Annotated in this window: 18 protein-coding genes; 1 reads left to right on the top strand and 17 read right to left on the bottom strand. The window is 71.0% G+C overall.

Going from position 1 to position 19928, the window contains the following annotated elements; genetic code table 11:
• Positions 1-33 precede the first annotated feature (33 nt).
• The 7 genes from HC031_RS12705 to HC031_RS12675 form a co-directional block, all read right to left on the bottom strand.
• Positions 34-2238: an FtsX-like permease family protein gene (locus HC031_RS12705; protein ID WP_167925475.1), complete on the bottom strand. Its 2205-nt coding sequence runs from the start codon at positions 2236-2238 to the stop codon at positions 34-36.
• A complete protein-coding gene (locus tag HC031_RS12700; RefSeq protein ID WP_167925474.1) occupies positions 2235-2972 on the bottom strand; it encodes an ABC transporter ATP-binding protein in 738 nt (245 codons plus the stop codon). The genes HC031_RS12705 and HC031_RS12700 overlap by 4 nt, the downstream gene beginning before the upstream one ends.
• Complete coding sequence (locus HC031_RS12695; RefSeq protein WP_167925473.1) at positions 2969-3493, bottom strand: PadR family transcriptional regulator; 525 nt, start codon at positions 3491-3493, stop codon at positions 2969-2971. The genes HC031_RS12700 and HC031_RS12695 overlap by 4 nt, the downstream gene beginning before the upstream one ends.
• Positions 3494-3712: 219 nt before the next feature.
• Positions 3713-5344: an amidohydrolase gene (locus HC031_RS12690; protein ID WP_167925472.1), complete on the bottom strand. Its 1632-nt coding sequence runs from the start codon at positions 5342-5344 to the stop codon at positions 3713-3715.
• A 38-nt stretch (positions 5345-5382) separates the two neighbouring features.
• A complete protein-coding gene (locus HC031_RS33060) occupies positions 5383-6153 on the bottom strand; it encodes an SDR family oxidoreductase (protein ID WP_167925471.1) in 771 nt (256 codons plus the stop codon).
• Positions 6150-7499 (bottom strand): transaminase, encoded by a 1350-nt coding sequence (locus tag HC031_RS33055; protein WP_167925470.1) that lies wholly within the window; start codon positions 7497-7499, stop codon positions 6150-6152. The genes HC031_RS33060 and HC031_RS33055 overlap by 4 nt, the downstream gene beginning before the upstream one ends.
• Before the next feature lie 89 nt (positions 7500-7588).
• On the bottom strand, positions 7589-9196 hold the full coding sequence (locus tag HC031_RS12675) for an amidohydrolase family protein (protein WP_167925469.1): 1608 nt from the start codon (positions 9194-9196) through the stop codon (positions 7589-7591).
• A 429-nt stretch (positions 9197-9625) separates the two neighbouring features.
• Here HC031_RS12675 and HC031_RS12670 point away from each other — a divergent pair, with 429 nt between their 5' ends.
• On the top strand, positions 9626-10318 hold the full coding sequence (locus HC031_RS12670; protein ID WP_167925468.1) for a TetR family transcriptional regulator: 693 nt from the start codon (positions 9626-9628) through the stop codon (positions 10316-10318).
• A 14-nt stretch (positions 10319-10332) separates the two neighbouring features.
• On the opposite strand, the gene HC031_RS12665 is transcribed toward HC031_RS12670, so the two are convergent.
• The 10 genes from HC031_RS12665 to HC031_RS12620 form a co-directional block, all read right to left on the bottom strand.
• The gene (locus tag HC031_RS12665; RefSeq protein WP_167925631.1) at positions 10333-10947 is read right to left on the bottom strand and encodes a pyridoxamine 5'-phosphate oxidase family protein; all 615 of its coding nucleotides are present in this window, start codon (positions 10945-10947) and stop codon (positions 10333-10335) included.
• A gap of 68 nt (positions 10948-11015) precedes the next feature.
• A complete protein-coding gene (locus HC031_RS12660; RefSeq protein WP_338090629.1) occupies positions 11016-12401 on the bottom strand; it encodes an NAD(P)/FAD-dependent oxidoreductase in 1386 nt (461 codons plus the stop codon).
• A gap of 51 nt (positions 12402-12452) precedes the next feature.
• Positions 12453-13292 carry an alpha/beta fold hydrolase gene (locus HC031_RS12655; RefSeq protein WP_167925467.1) on the bottom strand — a complete coding sequence of 280 codons (840 nt, stop codon included), beginning with the start codon at positions 13290-13292 and terminating at the stop codon, positions 12453-12455.
• An 88-nt stretch (positions 13293-13380) separates the two neighbouring features.
• A complete protein-coding gene (locus HC031_RS12650) occupies positions 13381-14229 on the bottom strand; it encodes a substrate-binding periplasmic protein (RefSeq protein ID WP_167925466.1) in 849 nt (282 codons plus the stop codon).
• A 45-nt stretch (positions 14230-14274) separates the two neighbouring features.
• Positions 14275-14925, bottom strand: coding sequence for an amino acid ABC transporter permease (locus HC031_RS12645; RefSeq protein WP_167925465.1), 651 nt, complete (start codon positions 14923-14925; stop codon positions 14275-14277).
• On the bottom strand, positions 14926-15567 hold the full coding sequence (locus HC031_RS12640) for an amino acid ABC transporter permease (RefSeq protein ID WP_167925464.1): 642 nt from the start codon (positions 15565-15567) through the stop codon (positions 14926-14928).
• Position 15568: 1 nt separating this feature from the next.
• Positions 15569-16411: an ATP-binding cassette domain-containing protein gene (locus tag HC031_RS12635; protein ID WP_338090628.1), complete on the bottom strand. Its 843-nt coding sequence runs from the start codon at positions 16409-16411 to the stop codon at positions 15569-15571.
• A gap of 107 nt (positions 16412-16518) precedes the next feature.
• A complete protein-coding gene (gene solA, locus HC031_RS12630) occupies positions 16519-17703 on the bottom strand; it encodes an N-methyl-L-tryptophan oxidase (protein ID WP_167925463.1) in 1185 nt (394 codons plus the stop codon).
• 122 nt (positions 17704-17825) lie between these two features.
• Positions 17826-19034 carry a helix-turn-helix domain-containing protein gene (locus tag HC031_RS12625; protein WP_167925462.1) on the bottom strand — a complete coding sequence of 403 codons (1209 nt, stop codon included), beginning with the start codon at positions 19032-19034 and terminating at the stop codon, positions 17826-17828.
• Positions 19035-19139: 105 nt separating this feature from the next.
• Entirely contained in the window at positions 19140-19766 is a 627-nt protein-coding gene (locus HC031_RS12620; RefSeq protein WP_167925461.1) for a LysE family transporter, read from the bottom strand.
• Between the last annotated feature and the right edge of the window lie 162 nt (positions 19767-19928).

Here is a 19928-nt window from a genome sequence, read left to right as displayed (position 1 = left end):
CGCTCGCGCCACGGGCTGTCGTCGGTCCGGTTCTTACTCGTTCCGTGCGGTTTCCGGGCCGGTGATCCGCCGTAGCAGCGGGAAGGTGGACCCGACGATCCCGAGGCACGCGGCGAGCCCGCAGAGGACGATCAGGTAGTACGCGGCTCCCGGCGCGTGCAGCGAGTAGCGCATCTGGGCCACGAGGAACAGGTGGGCGCCCAGGAACCCCGTTGCGATCGCCACCACGGCGGCGGCCAGCAGCGGCACGGCGGTCTCCAGCGCGACGACCCGGCGCAGCATCGCGAGCGGTGCGCCGGTGAGCCGCAACAGGCTGAACGGGCGCTTGCGGTCGGTGAGCCCGCCCACCACGCTGACTGCCAGGCTGGATCCGGCGATCACCAGACTCACCAGGATCACCACGTTGGCCAGTTGCTTCCACTGATTGAGGGTGCTCGCGGTGTCCGCCTGCCACTCGGCCTCGGTGCTGGCGAAGAATGGCTCGCGTGGATAGGCATCCACCAGGACCGTCCGGGCCCGCTCGAGCGCGGACGTCGACCCGTCGGTACCTACGACGAGCGACGCGATCGGCAGGCGTGACAGTTGGTCGAGCGGGACATGTGCCGTCGGCCAGGTCCCGTCCACAGGCATCCACTCTGGACGGAAAGTGAGATCGATGAAGACCGAGGCCACTTCGGCGCCGGGCGCGCAGCGCCCGAAGTCCGGATGCCCGGCGAGGGCGGCGCACGACACCAGCCCCGGCGGGGTCCACGGGGTGCCGGGTGGCGGCGGCAGGTCGTTCGGTGCCGCGTAAACGACCGCCAGGCCCTGTACCCCGGGGATCGCGCGCAGCCGCGCCCGCAACGAGTCCTGGACCGGTGGGGTGTCAGGCGGCAGATTCAGCGACAGGTTGGTGGCGGCTGGGCCGGTGGTCGGGCCGCCCCGATGGTCGACGATCGTGGTGATGACGCCGACCGCCACGCTGGCGACGAAGAGGGCCAGGATCAGCCCGCTGACCGCGCGGAACCCGGCCCTGGGGTTGTCCGCGAGCCGCCGCGCGGCGATCAGCGTCGCCGGTCGGCTGGTGCGCCGGGCCATGATGCGGGCTCCGACCATGGTGAGCCACGGGCCGGCGATGACCAGCCCGGCCATCACCACCAGGAAGCCGGGCAGGAACGCCTCGACCTGGCCGATCGAGGTGTCCGGTACGTGGCCCACCAGGAAGTAGGCGAGTTCGGCCAGGCCCAGTGCGAGCGGGATCAGCCGGTAGGCCTGTGGCGGGCGTGGCGTGACGCGACGGGTGACGCCCAGCGGAGAGATGTTCACCCGGCGCAGCGCGAGCCGGGCCACCACGGCCGCCGCGACCGGGACGCCGACCGCGACGCTCAGTACGTCGATCAGGTTGAGCGACAGATCCGAGGGGAAGAACGGCGCGCCGGTGAACGGGATCGCCGCGACCCGCTCGCGGAACAGGAAGAACAGGCCGAAGGCGAGGGCGGTACCCGCGACGGCGGAGACGGTCGCCTCGACCGCGGCGATCGCTGCCACTTGCCGGGGCGTCGCGCCGACCAGGCGCATCGCCGCGAAGCGCTGCTCCCGCCGGGCCGCGGCGAGCCGGGTCGCGGTGCCGATGAACATCAGCAACGGGAAGATCATCGCGCCGGCCACGACCGCGAGCACCAGGTCGAGGCCGGCGGCCCTGGTGTTGTCCCCGCTGTCGGCCGCGGTCCGCGCGATGCTGGTGACGGGCCTGACGTGCGGCTGGTGGGCGAGCTCGGCCGGGCTGTGTCCGATGATGATGAGCAGGGACGTGGGGGCGGGCAGCGCCGACGAGCCGATGGTGCCGATCTCGTGGCCGGGGAACTGGTCGCCGAGCTGGTCGGCCGGGGTGGTGCGCAGCAGCGCGCTGAGCGCCGGCGACGCGTAGTACTCACCCGGTCCGGGCAGTCGGGGAATGCCCGGCGGGATCGGCGAGTGGGGTCCGGTGGCGGCGAGGTCGATGCGGTCGAGGTTCCGGCGGTGGAAGTAGCTGTGGCGGAGCACCGCCAGCAGCGGATCCGAGGTCGGGGCGCTGCCACTGGTGGCCTTGGCGGGGGTGAGCCAGGCGGTCCGGTCGTTCAGCGTGGTGACCGCGTTGATGCCGGCCAGGGTGGTCAGCAGCAGGCCGGCGCCCAGCGCCACCGCGACGGCGATGATGACCAGCCGGGTGATCGCCTCCCTGCCCCCGGCCACGGCGAGCCGGAGGCCGAAGCCGATCACGAGCCGGTCCGTTCTGCGCCGATCCGTTCTGCGCCGATCCGTTCTGCGCCGATCCCTTCGGCGGCGAGCGAGTGGACCCTGCCGTCGCGGACGATGACCTCACGATCGGCGTACGCGGCCACCCGCGGCTCGTGGGTGACCAGGACGACCGTGGTGCCCTGCTCCCGGGCGACGGTGACCATGAGGTCCATGACCTGCTCGCCGGTGAGGGAGTCGAGCGAGCCGGTCGGCTCGTCGGCGAACAGGATCTCGGGCCGGTTGACCAGCCCGCGGGCCAGCGCGACGCGCTGGGCCTGCCCGCCGGACAGCTCTCCGGACCGCCGCTGCTCCAGCCCGTCCAGGCCGAGCCGCCCGAACCACGTTCTCGCCTGCTTGAGCGCCTCCGCCCGGCGGGTGCCGCCGAGCAGGAGCGGCAGCGCGACGTTCTCCTCGGCGGTCAGTTCGGGTACGAGCTGACCGAACTGGAAGACGAAACCGAAGCGGTCCCGGCGTAGGGTGCTGCGCTCCGCCTCGCCCATGCTGTCGAGCCGACGACCGGCGAAGTGGATCTCGCCGGAATCGGGCAGGAGGATTCCGGCCAGACAGTGCAGCAGCGTCGACTTGCCCGATCCGCTCGGGCCCATGACGGCCAGGATCTCGCCGGCGTTCACCGCGACATCCGCGCCGCGCAGCGCGGGCGTCTGGCCGAACGACAGGACGACGTCGCGCGCCTCGATGATGGCGGTGTCGGTCATCGTCGGACCTCCCGCGCCAACGCGTCGAGCCGGGCCGCGGTCAGCTCGATCCATCGCAGATCGGCTTCGAGGTGGAACAGGCCGTGATCGGCCAGGAGCGCGTCGACCAGGCTGCCGCTCCGCTTGATCTCGGTCAGCTCGCGCATGCGCTTCAGGTGGGCGGCCCGCTGGGTGTCGAGGTAGTGCGCGGCGGGGCGGTCCAGCATCAGCGCCAGGACGACCTTGGTGAACAGCACGGTCTGCAGGTGGGGCTCCGGCTCGACCGGATCGGTCAGCCAGGTTTCGACCTCGGTCGCTCCGAGTTCGGTGATGATGTAGCGCTTGCGCTCGGGGCCGTCGCCGGGTTCCACGTCGCTGATCACGACCTTGCCGTCGCGGGCCAGCCGGCCGAGCGTGGCGTAGACCTGACCGAACGGCAGCGGTTTACCCCGGCCGAAGACGGCGTCGTAGTCGCGTTTGAGGTCGTAACCATGGCTGGGGGCTCGTTCGAGCAGACCCAGCAGGGTGAGAGGAACGCTCATGGAGTGACCATACACCAAGAGTATACTCCGAGTGTATATACGCGGTGAGCGTCTTGCCGATGGGAATCGTGCCGGTGACGGTCACGACCCCGTCCCTGACGGAATTGACGGAAGCGTTGATCTCGCCGATCTGCGCACGAGGAGCCCGGTCCAGCTCGCCGGCACGTCGCGCTGGATCTCCGCGTCGGCGCGGACCGACGTCGCTGTCGACCGGCGGCCCTACCGGGTGCGGCGCCCGTCCACCCAGGTGCCGAGAACCCGGGCATGAGGCAGCTTTGCCAGGTCCGGCTCGCGGAGGTCTGCCATGACCCAACAGAGGTCGGCCCGGTTGCCGACCTGGATGGCGCCCGTGTCGTCGAGGAACGCCTGATAGGCGGAGCCCTTCGTGTACGCGGCCACCGCGTGCGGCAGGTCCAGCCGTTCCTCCGGAAGCCACCCCCCGGCGGGTTCCCCCGCGGCCGTCTGGCGGGTGACGGCCGTGGTCAGGCCCACGAGCGGATTGAGGTCGGTGACCGGCCAGTCGCTGCCGAAGGAGATCGGGGCGCCGCTGCGGACGATCCCGCCGATCGGGTACTGCAGCCGGCTCCGCTCGGGGCCGAGCCGCGGAATGGTGAGGGCCCGCTGTACCGGGCCGAGCTTGGCCCACAGCGGCTGGAAACAGGCGATCACGCCGAGCTCGGCGAACCGCGGCAGATCCCGCGGATGCACGACCTGGACGTGAGCGAGCACCGGCCGCCGGTCCCAACGGGGGTTCGTCGCTGTCGCGGCCGCGATCGCGTCCAGCGCGTCGCGGACGGCCGCGTCGCCGATGGCGTGGATGTGGGTCTGGAACCCGAGGGCGTCGAACGCCGTGACCGCGGCGGTGAGCTCGTCGGCGGACCAGTTCGGCACACCGTGGCTGTGCGGGCAGTCGCAGTAGGGCTCCAGGAGCGACGCGGTGCCGGACTCGAGTACTCCGTCGGCGAAGAACTTCACGGTTCTGGCCGTGAGCAGGTCGTGGCCGGCCGACTCGACCTCGGCCCGGCGGTCGACGAACGTCTTGACCTGGTCCCGCCACGTCGCCGGGTCGGCGCGGAAGGCCATGTTCAGCCGCGTGTGCAGGGCGCCCCGTCGGGCCGCGGCGAGGTACGCGCCTACCGTGTCCGGCTCCGTCCAGGCGTCCTGTACCCAGGTCACCCCCGCCTCCGCGAACCGGCGGGTGGCGTCGTCGAGGGCCAGCACGACCTGCTCGTGCTCCAGTTCGGGAAGCAGGTCGAAGACCAGGTTGGTGGCTCCCCACTCGCGCAGGGTGCCCAGCGGACTGCCGTCCTCGCGCAGGACGATCTCGCCGTCCTGCGGCTGCGGTGTGGCGGCGGTGATTCCGGCTCGGCGCAGCGCCTCGCTGTTGCACCAGGCGGTGTGGTAGTCGGAGGCGCGCAGGACCACCGGGCGGTCGGGCACCGCCTCGTCGAGCCACCGGGCGTCGAACCGGCCCGCGGGCGCGAGGCTGAGGTCGAAGCCCCAGCCCTGGATCCAGTCGAGCCCGGGATTGGCCTCGGCGTACCTGCCGACGGACCGCACGATGCCCTCGATCGAATCCTGCCGGACGTCGGCGAACTGCGGCTCGAGCCCACCGAAGGGCGGGTGCGCGTGTCCGTCGCCGAAGCCGGGCAGCAGCGTACCGCCGGCGAGATCGACGACCTCCGAAGCCGTTTCCAGCTGGTCGGCGGACAAAGCCCCAACGTGGACTATCCGGCCGTTCGCGACGAGGACGTCCGCGGCGATGGGGCCGGTGCCGTGGGTCCAGACGAGACCACCGACGAACGCCGTCCGGGTAGCGGTCGGGGCTGGTTCGGCTGGGTTGACGGTCATGTGCGGTTACCCGTTTCTCGAAGGTGGACGAACGTCTGTCAGGTGTGGTCTTCGGCGATGGAGTTGCCGCCGTCGACGACGAACAGCTGCCCGGTGACGTAGCTGGCGCCCGGACCGGCCAGGAACGCGGCCACGGCGGCGACCTCGTCCGGGGTACCGGGCCTGCCGACCGGGGTACGCCGACCGGCCGCGAGCTCGTGCTCGGTGGTCGAGCCGGTGGCGATCCAGCCCGGTGCGACGGCGTTGACGGTGATCCCGTGCGACGCGGTCTCGATGGCCAGCGCGCGGGTGAGTCCGAGCACCGCCGCCTTCGCCGCGTGATAGGCCGCGTCGTGCGGGTAGGCCGAGACCGGTCCGGAGGTGGAGGCCACGTTCACGATCCGCCCGTACCCGGCGTCGCGCATCGCCGGGAGGGCGGCACGGGATACGTAGAAGGCGGTCGAGACGTTGCGGTGCAGGCCGCGCTCCCACTGGGCGTCGGTCATCCCGGTCGCGGGGACCTGGACCTCCGGGTCCGTCACCGAGGTCATGCCGGCGTTGTTGACCGCCACCGTCAGCCGCCCGAGCCCGGTCGCGGTCGCCACCAGGCCGGCGGCCTGGGCGGGGTCGGTCAGGTCGGCGACGTACCCGATGGCGGAGACACCCGTGGCCCGCAGCTCGGCGGCGCGCCGCTCGACCCGCTCGGTGGTCGACGTCAGCACCAGCCGGGCGCCGAGCGCGCCCAGGTGCCGCGCGCAGGCGAAACCGATCCCGCGGTCGCTGCCGCACCCGGTGACCAGCGCGACCTGACCGTCCCAGGCGGCGCTCACGCCATGAGCTCCGCGACCGCCGCGGCGAACACCTCGGAGTGGCGGTCCACGTCCTCGGCGGTCGTCGCCGGGGACATCAGCGCCATGTTGTGGAAGGGCGTGAGAAGCACGCCGCGGTTGGCGAGGTACAGGTGCAGGTAGTCCTCCAGTTCGGCGTCGGCCGCCCGTGCCGAGGATGAGCCGTCGCGCGGTGCCGGGCTGGTGAACCGGTACTCGGCCCGGGCACCGAGCTGGCTGATCGTCCACGGCAGGTCGTAGGCCTCGATGACCTCGGTAACCGCGGTGGTGAACGCGGTGGCGAGCGCCGTCATCTCGGTGAAGGCGGCGTCGGTGAGCACCTGTTCGAGCGTCGCCCGGGCGGCGGCGACCGACAGCGCGTTGCCGGCGAGCGTCCCGCCGACGCCGCCCATGTCGATCAGATCCAGCTCGTCGCGGCTGAGGATGTCGTCGGCCAGTTCCGCGGACAGGCCGTACGCGCCGATCGGCACTCCGCCGCCGATCGCCTTGCCGATCGTGACGATGTCCGGCGTGAGGCCCCAGGCGCCGGTGCAGCCGCCGGGGCCGGCCGAGAACGTGTGCGTCTCATCGTTGATGAGCAGCGCGCCGTACTGGCGGGTCAGGGTACGCACCGCCGCCAGGTAACCCGGCTCGGGCAGCACGATGCCGATGTTGGTCAGCGCCGGCTCCATCAGTACGGCGGCGACGTCGCCGTGGGCGAGCTGCCGCTCCAGCCCGTCGACGTCGTTGAACTCCGCCACCCGGCTGGTCAGGGTCACGTCGCAGGGCGCGCCGACGTTGCCGGGCCGGCTGACGCCTTCGCCGTCGTCGCCTACCACGATGAGCGACTCGTCGACGCTGCCGTGGTAGCAGTAGCTGTTGAACAGGATCTTCGGCCGGCTCGTGACGGCGCGCGCCAAGCGGATCGCCCACCTGTTGGCGTCCGTCGCGGTCAGCGAGAAGCTCCACCTCGGTACGCCGAACCGCCGGGTCAGCTCCGCGGCCACCCACTCGGCGTCCTCCGTCGGCATCATCGCGGTGACGCCACCGAGCACGGCGAGCCGCCGGGTGACCGCCTCGACCACCGGGGCCGGGCTGTGCCCCGCCATCGCCCCGGTGTCACCCAGGCACAGGTCGACGTAGTCGTGGCCGTCGATGTCGGTCACATGGCTGCCGCGCGCCGACGCGAGGTACAGCGGGAAGCCGGCCGCCTGCTTGTTCATCCACGTCATCGGTACCCGGCCGAACAGGTGCTCGGCGCGGGCGTAGGCCGCCGCCGATCGGGGGTTCTGCCGGGTGTAGTTGTCGCGCTCGCGCGCTAACAGGGCGGTGAGCCGGGTGCGGTCCATGGGGTCCTCCAGGGATGGGAGCGAGCGATGGGGTCAGAGCAGATGGCGAGCGGGCTCAGGGGCCGGTCCCGCTCGGGTCGCACCGCCGGTCAGCCGGCGGCGTGGTGGACGACCTGTCCGGCCACGATGGTCAGCCGTACCGGCAGGTCGGTGATGTCGGCGGCGGAGCAGGTCACCGGGTCGTCGCCCCAGCCGACCAGATCGGCGCGCATGCCCGGGCGGATCCGGCCCGCGACCCGCTCCTCGCCGAGCACGCGTGCCGGGTTGACCGTGTAGCCGGCGAGCACCTCCTCACCGGTCAGCGGCCGGCTGGCGCCGATCGGGCGGTCGTCGTCCACGTCGGGTGCGCGGCGTAGCCGGGCGGCGAAGAAGCCCACCCGGGGATCGAAGGGGGCGACCGGCCAGTCCGAGCCGAGCACCATCAGCGCTCCCGCGGCCGACAGGTCGCCGGAGCGCATGCCGTGCGCGCAGCGCCGCGGGTCCAGGCGCTGCGACCACGGGTCGCTCAGGTCGGGCTTGAGCCAGCGCAGGTGGATCGGCTGCATCGACGCCGTCACGCGCTCGGGGGCGAAGCGGGCGATGGTGGCGTCCGGAGCGGTCTCGATGTGCTCGATGCGGTGGCGACCCGCCGAACCGCCCGGCAGACCGGCGTAGGCGTCGAGGACCTCCCGGACCGCGCGGTCACCGATGGCGTGCGTGGCGACCCGGAAACCAGCGTCGTGCACCTGCCGCAGCCGCCGGCGGTACACGTCCGGGTCGGGCCACATGGGCTCCCGGCCGTCGCCGAAGTTGTCGGGCTCCTCCAGCCAGGCCGTACCCGTGTCGATGACGCCGTCGATCATGAACTTGACCCCGTCGGCGCGCCACCGCCGGCCGGCGCGTGAACGGCTGGCGATGATCTCGGACAGTTCGTCGTCGCTTGTCGCCGGCGTGACGAAGTGGTGGAGCGCCACCCGCAGGTTGAGTAGCCCTTCGGACTCCAGTTCCGCCAGGAGGTCGACGGTCTCGGGCCCCCCGTCCATCAGGTGCAGGGCCGTGATGCCGACCGCGTTCTGCCGGGCCATGGCGTCGGCGTACCAGGACAGCCGCTGCGCGCGGGTCGGCGCCGGCAGGTGCCGCAGCACGAGGTCGATGGCTGAACGCTCGCGCAGCTCACCGGTGGGGCGCCCGGCGTCGTCGCACACCACGATCGCCCCGTCGCCGAGGTTGCGGGGACCGTCCACTCCGGCCAGTCGCAGCGCGTGCCCATTGACGAACGCGGTGTGCAGGTCCAGCGCGTACACGAGCATTGGCCCGTCCCCGGCCGCGTCGTCGATGAGCGTGTGGTGGTAGGCCCGGCCCTCGAACGCCTCGTACGCCAGGGCGAAGCCCAGGAGCCACCGGCCGGCGCCTGTCTCCGCCCGGCGCCCGCGCAGCCTGCTGCGGATGCCTTCGAGCGATTCCACCCGGTCGAAGTCCACCCCCTGGGCGACCTCCGCGCCCTGGAACAGGTGCTGGTGGCCGTCGGTGAGACCGGGGGTCAGGACGAGCCCGGCCCCGTCGATCAACCGGGTCGAGGCGTCGCATTCGCGGCGCACGTCGGCGTCGTCGCCCACCGCCACGACGACTCCGTCGCGCATCGCCACCGCGGACGCCCAGGGCATGACCGGATCCATGGTCCGCACCCGCGCCCCTACGACGGCCAGATCTGCGGCCACGGGCCCTCCTCCGCGTCCGCCGGTGACCGGCGGGTCGAGCGTGATCGACGATGGCGCCGAAATGTACGCCCTGGTCAGCTACGCTGTCAATGGCGTTGACAGCGTCGTTGACCGCTGCTTCACTCAGGAAGCTGGTCCCTGGAGGTCGCGTCGCGACATCATCGCTGGGGACCGTCCCTGGAACCGGAGCCCGCCGGTGCGACCGGCCGGCTCCGGCGCGCCGGCAGAGGCCGTCCCGGCGCCGTGCCCGGGCTTGATCGCAGTCTGGACCCGCGGTGCCCGCGGCCACGCCCGCGGGCATATCCTCCACCGACCGCACGGCTCACGACGAGGGGACGGACTCCGATGGCGAAGCAACCCGATGCCGCACCCACGGCGTCTGCGGGGTCGACATCAGGGCGGGCCCGCCTGCCGCGAGCGAGGGAGCGGGTGAGCCTCTCGCGGGAGGTGATCCTGGAGGCGGCCATGCGGCTGGCCGACCGGGAGGGGACGAAGTCGCTGACCCTCGCCAGCCTCGGACGCGCGCTCGGGGCCGATCCGACCGCGCTGTACCGGCACTTCCGCAACAAGGACGCGCTCCTGCTCGCCATGGGCGACCAGCTGATGGCCGAAGCGGTCGCCGGGATCGAGCCGGGCGGGAACTGGGTCGACACGTTGCGGAGCGCGGCCTGGTCGATGCGGCGGGCCTACCTCGCGCGCCCCGCGCTGGGGGCCCAGGCGGCGTCGCGCTTCACCGGTGGCGAGGCCGAGACGCAGCTCGTCGCCACGATCAGCGCCGAGTTGACGAAGGCCGGGCTCGATCCCGCGGCGGCCGCCCGGCACTGCCGGGCGTTCGCCGAGGTGGTGCTCGGGCACATCGGCATCACCGGGACGCTGCTCAGCCTCCCCACCGAGCTGCAGGAGCAGGACGTGGCGATCGGCCTGCGCGTGTACGCCTCACCGGAGCAGGTACCGGCCACGCGGTCGATAATCCGCACCCACGTCGCCACCGCCCTCGAAGACGAGGACGAGGTGTTCCGGACGATTCTCGAGACCTACCTCGAAGGGCTGCGCGCCACCCTGTCAAGCCCCACCCGGTCCGACTCCGCGCTGTCGACGACCCGGCGGAAGCGTCGCGCCTGATCCGCACCCCGGGGTCAGCCGAGCCGGGTTCCGGCCCGCGCGGCGATGTGTGCGGGCAGCGGCACGGACGGCGGCAGCACGGGATCGGGCACCGGATGCTGCCATCCGGTGGCGAGCGGAAGCTCACCCGCCCAGACTTCGAGCGCCGCGTCGGGCCCGTCGCCGTCGTCGGGCGGACCGGTACGGATCTTCACCGAGGCCTCCGCGAGCGGCAGCGCGAGCAGTGTGGTCGCGGCCAGCTCCTTGCGGCTGGGCTGCCGCGCGTACTCCCACTGCCCGGGTGTGACGTGCTCGGTGAGCAGGCGCAGCCCGGCCAGCTTCTCCTGATCGTCGACGACGGGGCGCGGCACGCCGTAGATCATCGCGCACCGGTAGTTCACGCCGTGTTCGAACACCGAGCGCGCCAGCACGAGCCCGTCGACCACCGTGATGGTGGCGCAGGCCAGCGTACCGGCGGTGAGGCTGCGGCTGGCCACCGAGCCGTGCACGTACAAGTGTTCCCGGTCGAAGCCGTACACTGTGGGCACGACCATCGGATGGCCGTCCACGATCACGCCGAGGTGGCACACGATGCCGGCGGCGAGCACGTCGAAGAGGGCCTCGCGTTCGGTGCGCCCGTTCTCCTTCATCCGACGCAGCCGGGTCCGGGGCGTTGCCGACAGCGGGGTTGCCGACGGTGGGCCCGGGTTGTCCGTTGTCACGAGTCGAACCCCAGTCCCAGCCGGTCGAGCGTGCGCAGCCACAGGTTGCGTTCGCCGTCGTTGCGGTCGGCGCGGGCCAGTGACCACCGCGTCGCCTGGATGCCGGCGAAGGCCAGCGGCTCGGGCGGGAACGGCAGGGGCTTCTTGCGTACGATGTCGAGCTCCGTCCGTTCCGTGCGCTCGCCGGACAGCAGGTCCAGCATGACGTTCGCGCCGAACCGGGTGGCTCCGACGCCGAGGCCGGTGTAGCCGAGCGCGTACGCCGCCCGGCCGCCGAAAGCCGTGCCGTAGAAGGCGAAGAAGCGGGTGCAGGTGTCGATCGCGCCGCCCCAGCGGTGGGTGAAGGCCAGCCCTTCCAGTTGAGGGAAGGTCCGGAAGAAGTGTTCGGCCAGTTTGTGGAAGGTGGCCGGGCGTTGGTCGTACGCGGCCCTGATTTTGCGTCCGAAGTGGTAGATCGCGTCGTAGCCGCCCCACAGGATCCGGTTGTCGGCCGTGAGCCGGTAGTAGTGGAACTGGTTGCCGGAGTCGCTGACGCCCTGGCGGTTCCGCCAGCCGATCGAGTCCAGCTGTGCCTGGGACAGCGGCTCGGTCATCAGGGCGTAGTCGTACACCGGAACCGTGTACAGCCGCAGCCGGCGTACCAGTGCCGGGAAAGCATTGGTGCCCAGCGCGACCTTGTCCGCCTGCACGGTGGCGCCGCCCAGGGTCCGCAACCGCAGCCCGTTGCCGGACTGGCTGATCCCGATCACCGGGCTGTGTTCCACGATCCGTACGCCAGCCGCCTCGGCGGCGGCGGCCAGCCCCCAGGCGAGCGCGGCCGGGTTGACCAGCGCGGTGCCCTCCCGGTCCCAGATCCCGGCCAGGTACGTGGGAGAGTCGAGTTCGGACCGGACCGCGTCCCGGTCGAGGAAGCTGTCCTGGCTTGCGATGCCCCGCAGGTGGTCGACCTGGTACGGCTCCGTGGCGACGTCGAGGCTGCCGGTCAGCCGGAAGTCGCAGTCGATGGTGTATTTGCGTACCGCCTGTTGGATCTCGTCGAGATTCTGCCGGCCGAGCCGGTCCAGGATCGGGTACTCCTGCGGGAAGCGGTCGCGGCCGTTTGCCTCGCCGTGGGTGAGGCTCGCGGCGCAGAAGCCGCCGTTGCGGCCACTCGCGGCCCAGCCGATCCGCTCGCCTTCCAGCAGGATGACCTCACGGCCGGGATCGCGCTCCTTGGCCAACAGTGCGGTCCACAAACCGGAGAATCCACCACCGACGACCGCGAGTTCGGCGCGCGCGGATCCCTGTAGTGCCGGGCGGGAGGCCGGCCGGTCGGGCGTGTCCAGCCAGAAGGCCCGCGGCTCGGCGTCCGCCAATGCGCTGGCCGTGTCGATCGACGTCACGCGGGGACGTTACGACACGGGCACGGTGCATACAAAGCAACCAATGTACTGTTACAAACGCGCCGCACCGGTGGTCATGGACCGGTTCGACCCGCAGCGCTCCGAGAGGAATCGCAGGATGGCGGCGTTGACCTCATTCGGCCGTTCCAGTGGGGCGGCGTGAGTGGCACCGGCAATGATCTCGAGTCGGGCGTCCGGGATGGTCCGGGCCATCTCCTCGGAGTGCTCCCTCGCGTAGAACTGCTCGTGCTCGGCATGGAGGACGAGGGTGGGCACCCGTACGTCCGCGAGGCGGTCGAGCGGCATGTCAGGCTGACGCGTCCAGAGACCGTTCACGACTCTGCGCCAGAACGCGAGCCAGGATTCGCGGTTCGGATGCAGCGCCTCCGCCATCGTCATGGCCGTGCGGTATTCGGGCCCCACCGTGCGGTACAGCGTCTCCGGTGTGATCTTTGCCAGGAACTCGATGATGCCTTCCCGGTAGTTGGACGTGTGGTACGGCGAGCTGATGCACACGAGCTGATCGACCAGTGCCGGTTGCTCGGCGCCGAGCAGTAGGCCGGTGGCTCCGCCGTCGCTGAAACCGACGATGTGCGTCCTGTCGATGCCGAGCGCGCGGAGAAAGGCAACGACGTCCGCGGCGAAGAGTTCGTAACTGAGCGGCTGACCCGTATCGGTGGAGCGTCCGTGCGCCCGGGTATCGGGAGCGAGGACGCGGAAGTGCTGGGCCAGTTCCCGGATCTGGAAGCGCCACGACCGGTGGTCCACGATCCCGCCGTGCAGCAGCAGGACGGGCGCTCCGGTGCCCCGCTCCTCGTAGTACATGTCGATTCCGTTGACCGTGACACGCTTGCCGGTGTCACCGGTCGGCGCCGTGGGGACGTGGGCCACGTCCTACCCCTCACTTGTTCTGTGCTCACCCGGCGGGCGCCGAGGTCCCCGGCGGCGTCCAACCGCCGGGGACCTCGAAGCCGCTGGGTCACGCGTTACCGGCGAGGCTTTCGGACATGTTGTTGTCCTTGAGGAAGCCGCCGATCGTACCGTCCTGGATCATCGCCTTGATGTCCTCGTCGAAGGCCTGCGTCATGGCCGTGTTGCCCTTGGTCTCGGCGAGCACGACCTGACCCGGCTGCTGCGAGGACGGGACCGCCGGGTCGGGCGCGAAGTTCGTCACCTTGAGGTTGGCGCTCTTGTTCTGCGCGGCCCGGTACCCGGCCTCGGCGGTGGTGAGCACACCCGCGTCGAGCCGGCCGTTGGCAAGGTCGTTGACCATTCCGTCGGACGCCTGGTAGATCTTCACGGAGTCGGTGCCGAGGGCCTTCTGGAGCTCCGCGTTCCACAGGTACCCCTGGACGACGCCGACCGTCTTGCCCTTGAGGCTGGCCAGATCGGAAACGTCCTTCTTGGACAGCAGGGCCATGCCGTCGCGGTACATCGTGTCGCTGAGGTTGAGCAGCTTCTCCCGCTCCGCCGTGCGGTACACGCCGCCGACGCCCAGATCCGCCCGCTTGGACTGCACGCTCGCGATGAGGGCGGCGCCCGAAACCGGGTTCGCCTTCAGCTCCAGGCACTCCTTCTTGGCGAGCGCGTTGATGATCGCTCCGTCGACTCCGCCGAAGGTGGTGCCCTTCTGCTCGGAGTACGGCGGCGAAACGTACACCGAGACGGTCAGCTTGCCCTTCTCGAGGGTCGAGAAGGTGTGGGCCGGCTTGCAGCCGCTGTCGGCGGCGGATGACTTGTCGCTACCGCCACCACCGCCACATGCCGCGAGTCCTCCGGTGAGGAGCAGTGCGGCGGGAAGGGCGAGCATCAGGGATCTGCGGGACATATGTCTCCTTGTACGGGTACTCGATGGTGGACACCGTGAACGTCGTCACGGCCGTTCGTCGCGCCGGCTTCCGGTTCGGACCAGGGCGATCGCGAGCAGGGAGATGACCGCGTACATCGCTCCGGCGAGCGTGAGCGCGGCGGTGAACTGGAAGGTGATCGAGGCCGCGTTGTACGCGCGGCTCAACAGTTCAGGGGTGGAGATGGCGAACGCGAGCGACGTCCCCTGGTACAGGATGATCGCGAAGCCGATCAGCGGCGGGATGACGAACTTGAGCGCCTGCGGCAGGACGACCAGACGGAACTCCTTGAACGGCTTGAGCCCGAGCGCCCTGCTCGCCTCCCGCTGACCGACCGGCACGGCCAGCAGGCCAGCCCGGAAGATCTCGCTGGAGTACGCACCGGTGGTGATGGCGAGGGCGACCGTCGCCGCGAGGAAGTTCGGCAACGTCAGACCGACCTGGGGCAGCCCGTAGTACACGAGGTAGAGCACGATCAGCCCCGGCGCGCCCCGGCCCAGCTCGACCAGCACGATACTCGGCCACCTGATTACCCGGCGCGTCGAGCTGACCGCGACGGCGAGCGCGGCGCCGAGCGGGAAGCCGAGCACCAGGCTGGCGACGGTCAGCTTGAGCGTCACCCACAGGCCGGGGAGGAACTGCGGGAAGAACTGCTGCCACTGCCGGAGGAAGTCCATCTACTTGGCCACCTTCTGCGCCAGGATCCGGTCGGTGTATCTCGCCACGGCGGCGATCGGCACGCTCAGGGCGATGTACAGCAGCCCCGCGACCGCGAAGACGGACAGGCCGTGCAGGTTGGCCTGCGTCTCCTGTACGGCGCGGAAGGTGATGTCCGTAGCGCCGATGACCGAGGCGATCGCGCTGTCCTTGAGCAGGCCGATGGCGTAGGTGGCGGCCGGTGGGGTGACCACGGTGAGGGCCTGCGGAAGGATCACCCGCTGGTACGTCGCCCGCCGGGGGAGCGCCAGTGCCTTCGCCGCCTCCCACTGGCCACGGGCGACCGCGTCGATGCCCGCGCGGTAGATCTCCGCGAGGTAGGCGGCGGCGATGAGGCCCAGCCCGATCACCGCCCCCTGGAAGGTGGACAGCTTCACGACGTCGGAGCCGATGCCGTAGTAGACGATGAACAGCCAGACGATCGGCGGGATGGAACGCAGGATCTCGATCACCGCGGCGGCCGGCATCCGGAGCACGCGGTAGGGCGACCTGCGCATCAGCGCCAGCGGAAAGCCGGCCACGGCACCCAGCACGAAGGCGGCCGCCGTGATCGCGACGGTCTGGCCGATACCCGCGGCCAGGATCGACAGGATGCGCGCCATGTCAGCGGTCCGTCACTGCCGCGAGGAAGCGCTTGGTCCGCTCGTGCACCGGTTCGCGCATGACCTGACGCGCCGGCCCCTGTTCCACGATGCGGCCGTCGGCCATGAACACGATGCGGTCGGCCACCTCCTCGGCGAAGTGCATCTCGTGGGTGACCACGATCATCGTCATGCCCTCGTCGGCGAGCCGGCGCATGGTCGTCAGGACCTCGATGCCGAGCTCCGGGTCGAGCGCCGAGGTCGGCTCGTCGAAGAGCATCAGCTTGGGGTCCATGGCCAGCGCCCGGGCGATCGCGATGCGCTGCTGCTGACCTCCCGAGCACTTGGCCGGCTTCGCGTCCGCGTGGCTCGCCAGGCCCACGTGGGCCAGCTCCTTGAGCGCCCGTTCCCGGGCGTCGGCCTTCGAGCGTCCGAGCGAGTGGATCTGCGCCAGCATGACGTTCTCGACCGCGGTCAGGTGGGGGAAGAGATTGAAGTTCTGGAAGACCATGCCGACCTCGCGGCGGTGCTCGGCCAGCGCGGTGGCGTTGGCCGGTACGCTCCGGCCGCGACGCTGCACGAACCCGACGGGCCGACCCTCCAGGTACACCGTTCCCGCCGCCGGCACCTCCAGGAAGTTGACGCAGCGCAGCAGGCTGCTCTTGCCGGCCCCGCTCGGGCCGATCAGCGCGACGACCTCGCCGGGGGAGACATCGAGAGACACCTCGTGGACGACCTCGTGCCCGCGGTAGCTGATGCTGATGTTCTCCAGCCGCAGCAGGGGTACGGGCGACCGGTCCGGCCCCGCCTCACCCGCGCGCCGGCCGGTCCCGCTAGCGTCGGCGGGTCGCTCGCCTGCCGTCACGATGGTCCTCCTCGGTATATCCGTAAAGGCAGGGGGACCGATCGTCCCCCTGCCCGGGCGGGCTGGCGCCCCGGCGCTGCTGCCGGCTGCTCACGTGGTCGCGCTGGTCAGCCGGTCATCCGGAACGTCGGTACGAAGTCGGGGTCGGTCAGTGCCGGCCGGTCCGCGCGGAAAGCGTCGATCGGGTGCGCCGTGCGGCCCTCGAGGGTGAGCTCGGCGAGGATCTTGCCGAAGAGGCTGGCGAACTTTGCGGCATGGCCGGCGCCGATGCCGACCGTGATGCGGGGGTGTCCAGGCATCCGGTCGATGATGAAGTCCCGGTCGGCCGGCATGTCGTACACGCAGGTCTTGCTGTAGAGCTCGGGCCCCACGGCGCCGGGCAGCCGCCGGGCGAGGAACTCGGCGATGAGGGCGGTCTCCTCCGGTACCGGGGTGAACGACCGGGTCTCCTGGGTCACGAATCGGCCCGACATGTCGCGCGCGGCCTTGACCGCCACCTCGCCGTAGACCGGGAAGCCGTAGAACAGCGGGTCCGGCGTGCCGTGCCAGATCCACATCGGGAAGCGGTCGGGCGCGAAGTCCCGGACGTTGGGCGTGGCGAAGTAGCTGACCTGCTCCTGGCAGAGGGTGATGTTCCAGTTGAGGCCCAGCTTCGGCAGGAACTGTGGCAGCCAGGAGGCGACGCACAGCACGACCGAGTCGGCGGTGAAGACGCCGCGGTCGGTCGTCACGGTCACCCCGCTGTCGGAGGAGGCGATGTCGGTGACCGTGGTGTTCGGGGAGAAGGTCACGCCGAGGCCGCGGGCGAGCGCGATGTGCGCGGCGCCGGCCCGGCGGATGTCGAGGATGCCGCCGTCCTCCTGGTACATGCCGACGACGTTGTCCTCGATCTGCCATTGCGGGTAGCGGCGGCGGATGTCGTCGGCGGTCAGGTCCTCGGACTCGACGCCGACGGGGGCGAGGGAGCGCTTGTAGTTCTTGAGCTCCTCGTGGCCCTCCGTGTCGACGATCGCGAGGTCCAGGCCGCCGGTCTTGAGTACGAGTTCGAGGCCGGTGCGCTCCTCGATCTGCGACCAGGTTTCGTACATGGCGTGCGTGAGGGCGGTGTAGACCGGCGAGTGGTACGCGTGCCGGATGATCCGCGAGTGGTCCTCGGACGCCCCGCGGGTGTGTCCGAGCTCGTACTGCTCGAGAACCAACACCCGCTCGGCGCCCTGCTCGGCGAGCCAGTATGCGGCCGCTGTTCCGAGTGCGCCTGCGCCGACGACGATATGGCTGTACGAGCCCTGCATGAAACCTGTCCTCTCCTTGGAGCGTGAGGAAAAGCATGATCCGGTCAGGCCGTCCAGAGGCACAGACTCGTGTCGAAAGCTGCGGTCCGCGGTTGCTACATCTGTTGAATGCCGGTCTGCGGTCACGGGGTGTAGGAACCGCGGAGTCTGGCCAGCTTGAGGCCCACATGGACGGCCAGGCGGTCGCCGCCGTCGCTCAGGTTCAGCCCGGTCAGCTCCGCGAAGCGGCCGAGCCGGTAGTAGAGCGTGGTGCGGTGTATCTTGAGCGCGTCCACGGCCGCCCTCGCGTCACCGGCCCGATCCAGGTACACCTCGACGCTCCGGACGATCTCCCGGCCGCTCGGGCTGTCGAGGAGCGCGAGCAGTTCGGGTGGGATCGCGTCTTCCGGCAGCTCGTCGAGGGGAAGGTGGACCAGGATGCGGTACACGCCGAGTTCGCTCCACGCCACGTCCGGCCCGAAGCCGGGGATCACCTCGGAGACGCGCACCGCCGTTCGTGCCTGTCGGTAGCTGTTGACCGCGTCGGCCAGCTCGTTGACGCGATCACCCACGCCGCTCCGGACCTCCGTGCCATGCAGTACCCGCTGCAGTGCCGCGCGCGCCGCCCGGGCCACATCGGGCGCGATGTCACGGCCGCCGGGCCCGAGGGGAACGATGAGCAACCCGTGATCGACCCGTACCAGACGGAGGCACCGGCGGGGTACGAGCTGTCGGGCCACCCGGTCCAGCGCCCGGTCGACCTTGGCGATCAGCTCGTCGGCCAGCATGTCGACGGCGGCCGGTACGTTGACCACCACCACCCGGGCCGGGCCGGCCTGGGGCTCCTCCAGCGCCGCGAGCGCGTCCGCCGCCGCGACCCGCACCTCCGGGTCGGCGGAGAGGAGGTCGCGGACGAGCTCCCGTTCGCGGCTGGCCCGCAGGTCGTCGAGCAGCCGATCGCGCTGCAGCACCATGGCCGCGGACTGCGCCGTCTCCGCGATGACCTCGAAGTCCTGCTCGGTCAACGACTCGTCGGCGTCGATCAGCCACAGGTAGCCGAGCAGCTCACCGCCTGCCCGCAGCGGTGCGCAGACCCTGGCGAGCAGTTCGAGTTCGGGGGCGGGCGGTACGCGTACGACCGGCTTGCCTGCTCTGTCCAGCCCCAGCGCGACGACGTAACCCACCACGGCTGGTGGGGCCTGCAGCCGCAGAATGGACTCGGTCCGGGCCTGGTCGACCAGGCCGTGGTGGGCGGTGTGCGCCAGTAACCGCATCCGCGGGTCGTCGATCGCGACGTCGCGTTGGAGACGTGCGGCGAGACCCTCGGTTACAGCCTGTAATTCCCTGAGCACCGAAACATGGTGCACGAGGTGAAGCGACGGGTACAGCATGCAGTCGTACCAACTTCGTCACATACGGGGCGCGACTGGTCCCCACGCTGCGTGTCCCACGCCCCGTCAGTCGGACGGCAGGAGGCTGACGGCGAGTGCGACAATCAACAGGCTCGACGCGAGGGCGGTGGCCAGTCGACCTCGTGGGCCAGCCAGGGCCCGCCCGACCAGCGAGCCGCCGACGGCGAGCAGCAACTGCCAGCTCGCGGACGCCAGGAACGCGCCCAGCAGGAACAGCGCCCCGCCCGACGCGCCCGGTGCGTCGGCGGTCTGCCGGCCGAGTACGAGCGCTCCGAAGTAGACGATGGTCATCGGGTTGAGCAGGGTGAGCCCGAGCAGGCCGCCGTACGCCCGGGCCGGGGTAGCGAGGCCGGACCGTGCCGGCGGCGCGCTGTCCGGGTCGCGGTGGTGGCGTACGGCGCCGACTGCGGTGCGGATGGCGATACCGGCCAGGACGGCCGCCGCCAGCCACCGCATCGGCGTGGCGATCGGAACGATCAGGCGGGCGAGCGCGGCGCCACCGACGACCGCGACCAGGGCGTAGAGCCCGTCGGCCGTCGCGACGCCGAGCGCGGCGGCCGCGCCCACCCGAAGCGACGTACGGGCGGTCAGGCCGATGATGAGGACGGCGATGGCGCCCACTGGTACGGCGATGCCGTACCCGGCGAACACGCCGGCGAGAAGGGCGGTCACGGGAGGAGCGGGGGGATCGGCGCCGCACCCGGCAGCGTCTGCTGTCGCCGGCCGGTGCTGGCCGTAGCGACAGAGACGTTGACGACTGCAGGCGACTCGATCACGTGATCATTGTGGGATTCCTGGTTGCCCGCCGCGACCGAATTTCTCGTTCTCATCAGC

The organism is Planosporangium thailandense (assembly GCF_011947195.1).
Taxonomy (GTDB): domain Bacteria; phylum Actinomycetota; class Actinomycetes; order Mycobacteriales; family Micromonosporaceae; genus Planosporangium; species Planosporangium thailandense.
The sequence above is the reverse complement of the archived record's forward strand: the minus strand, read 5'-3'. Positions and strand labels throughout refer to the sequence as shown.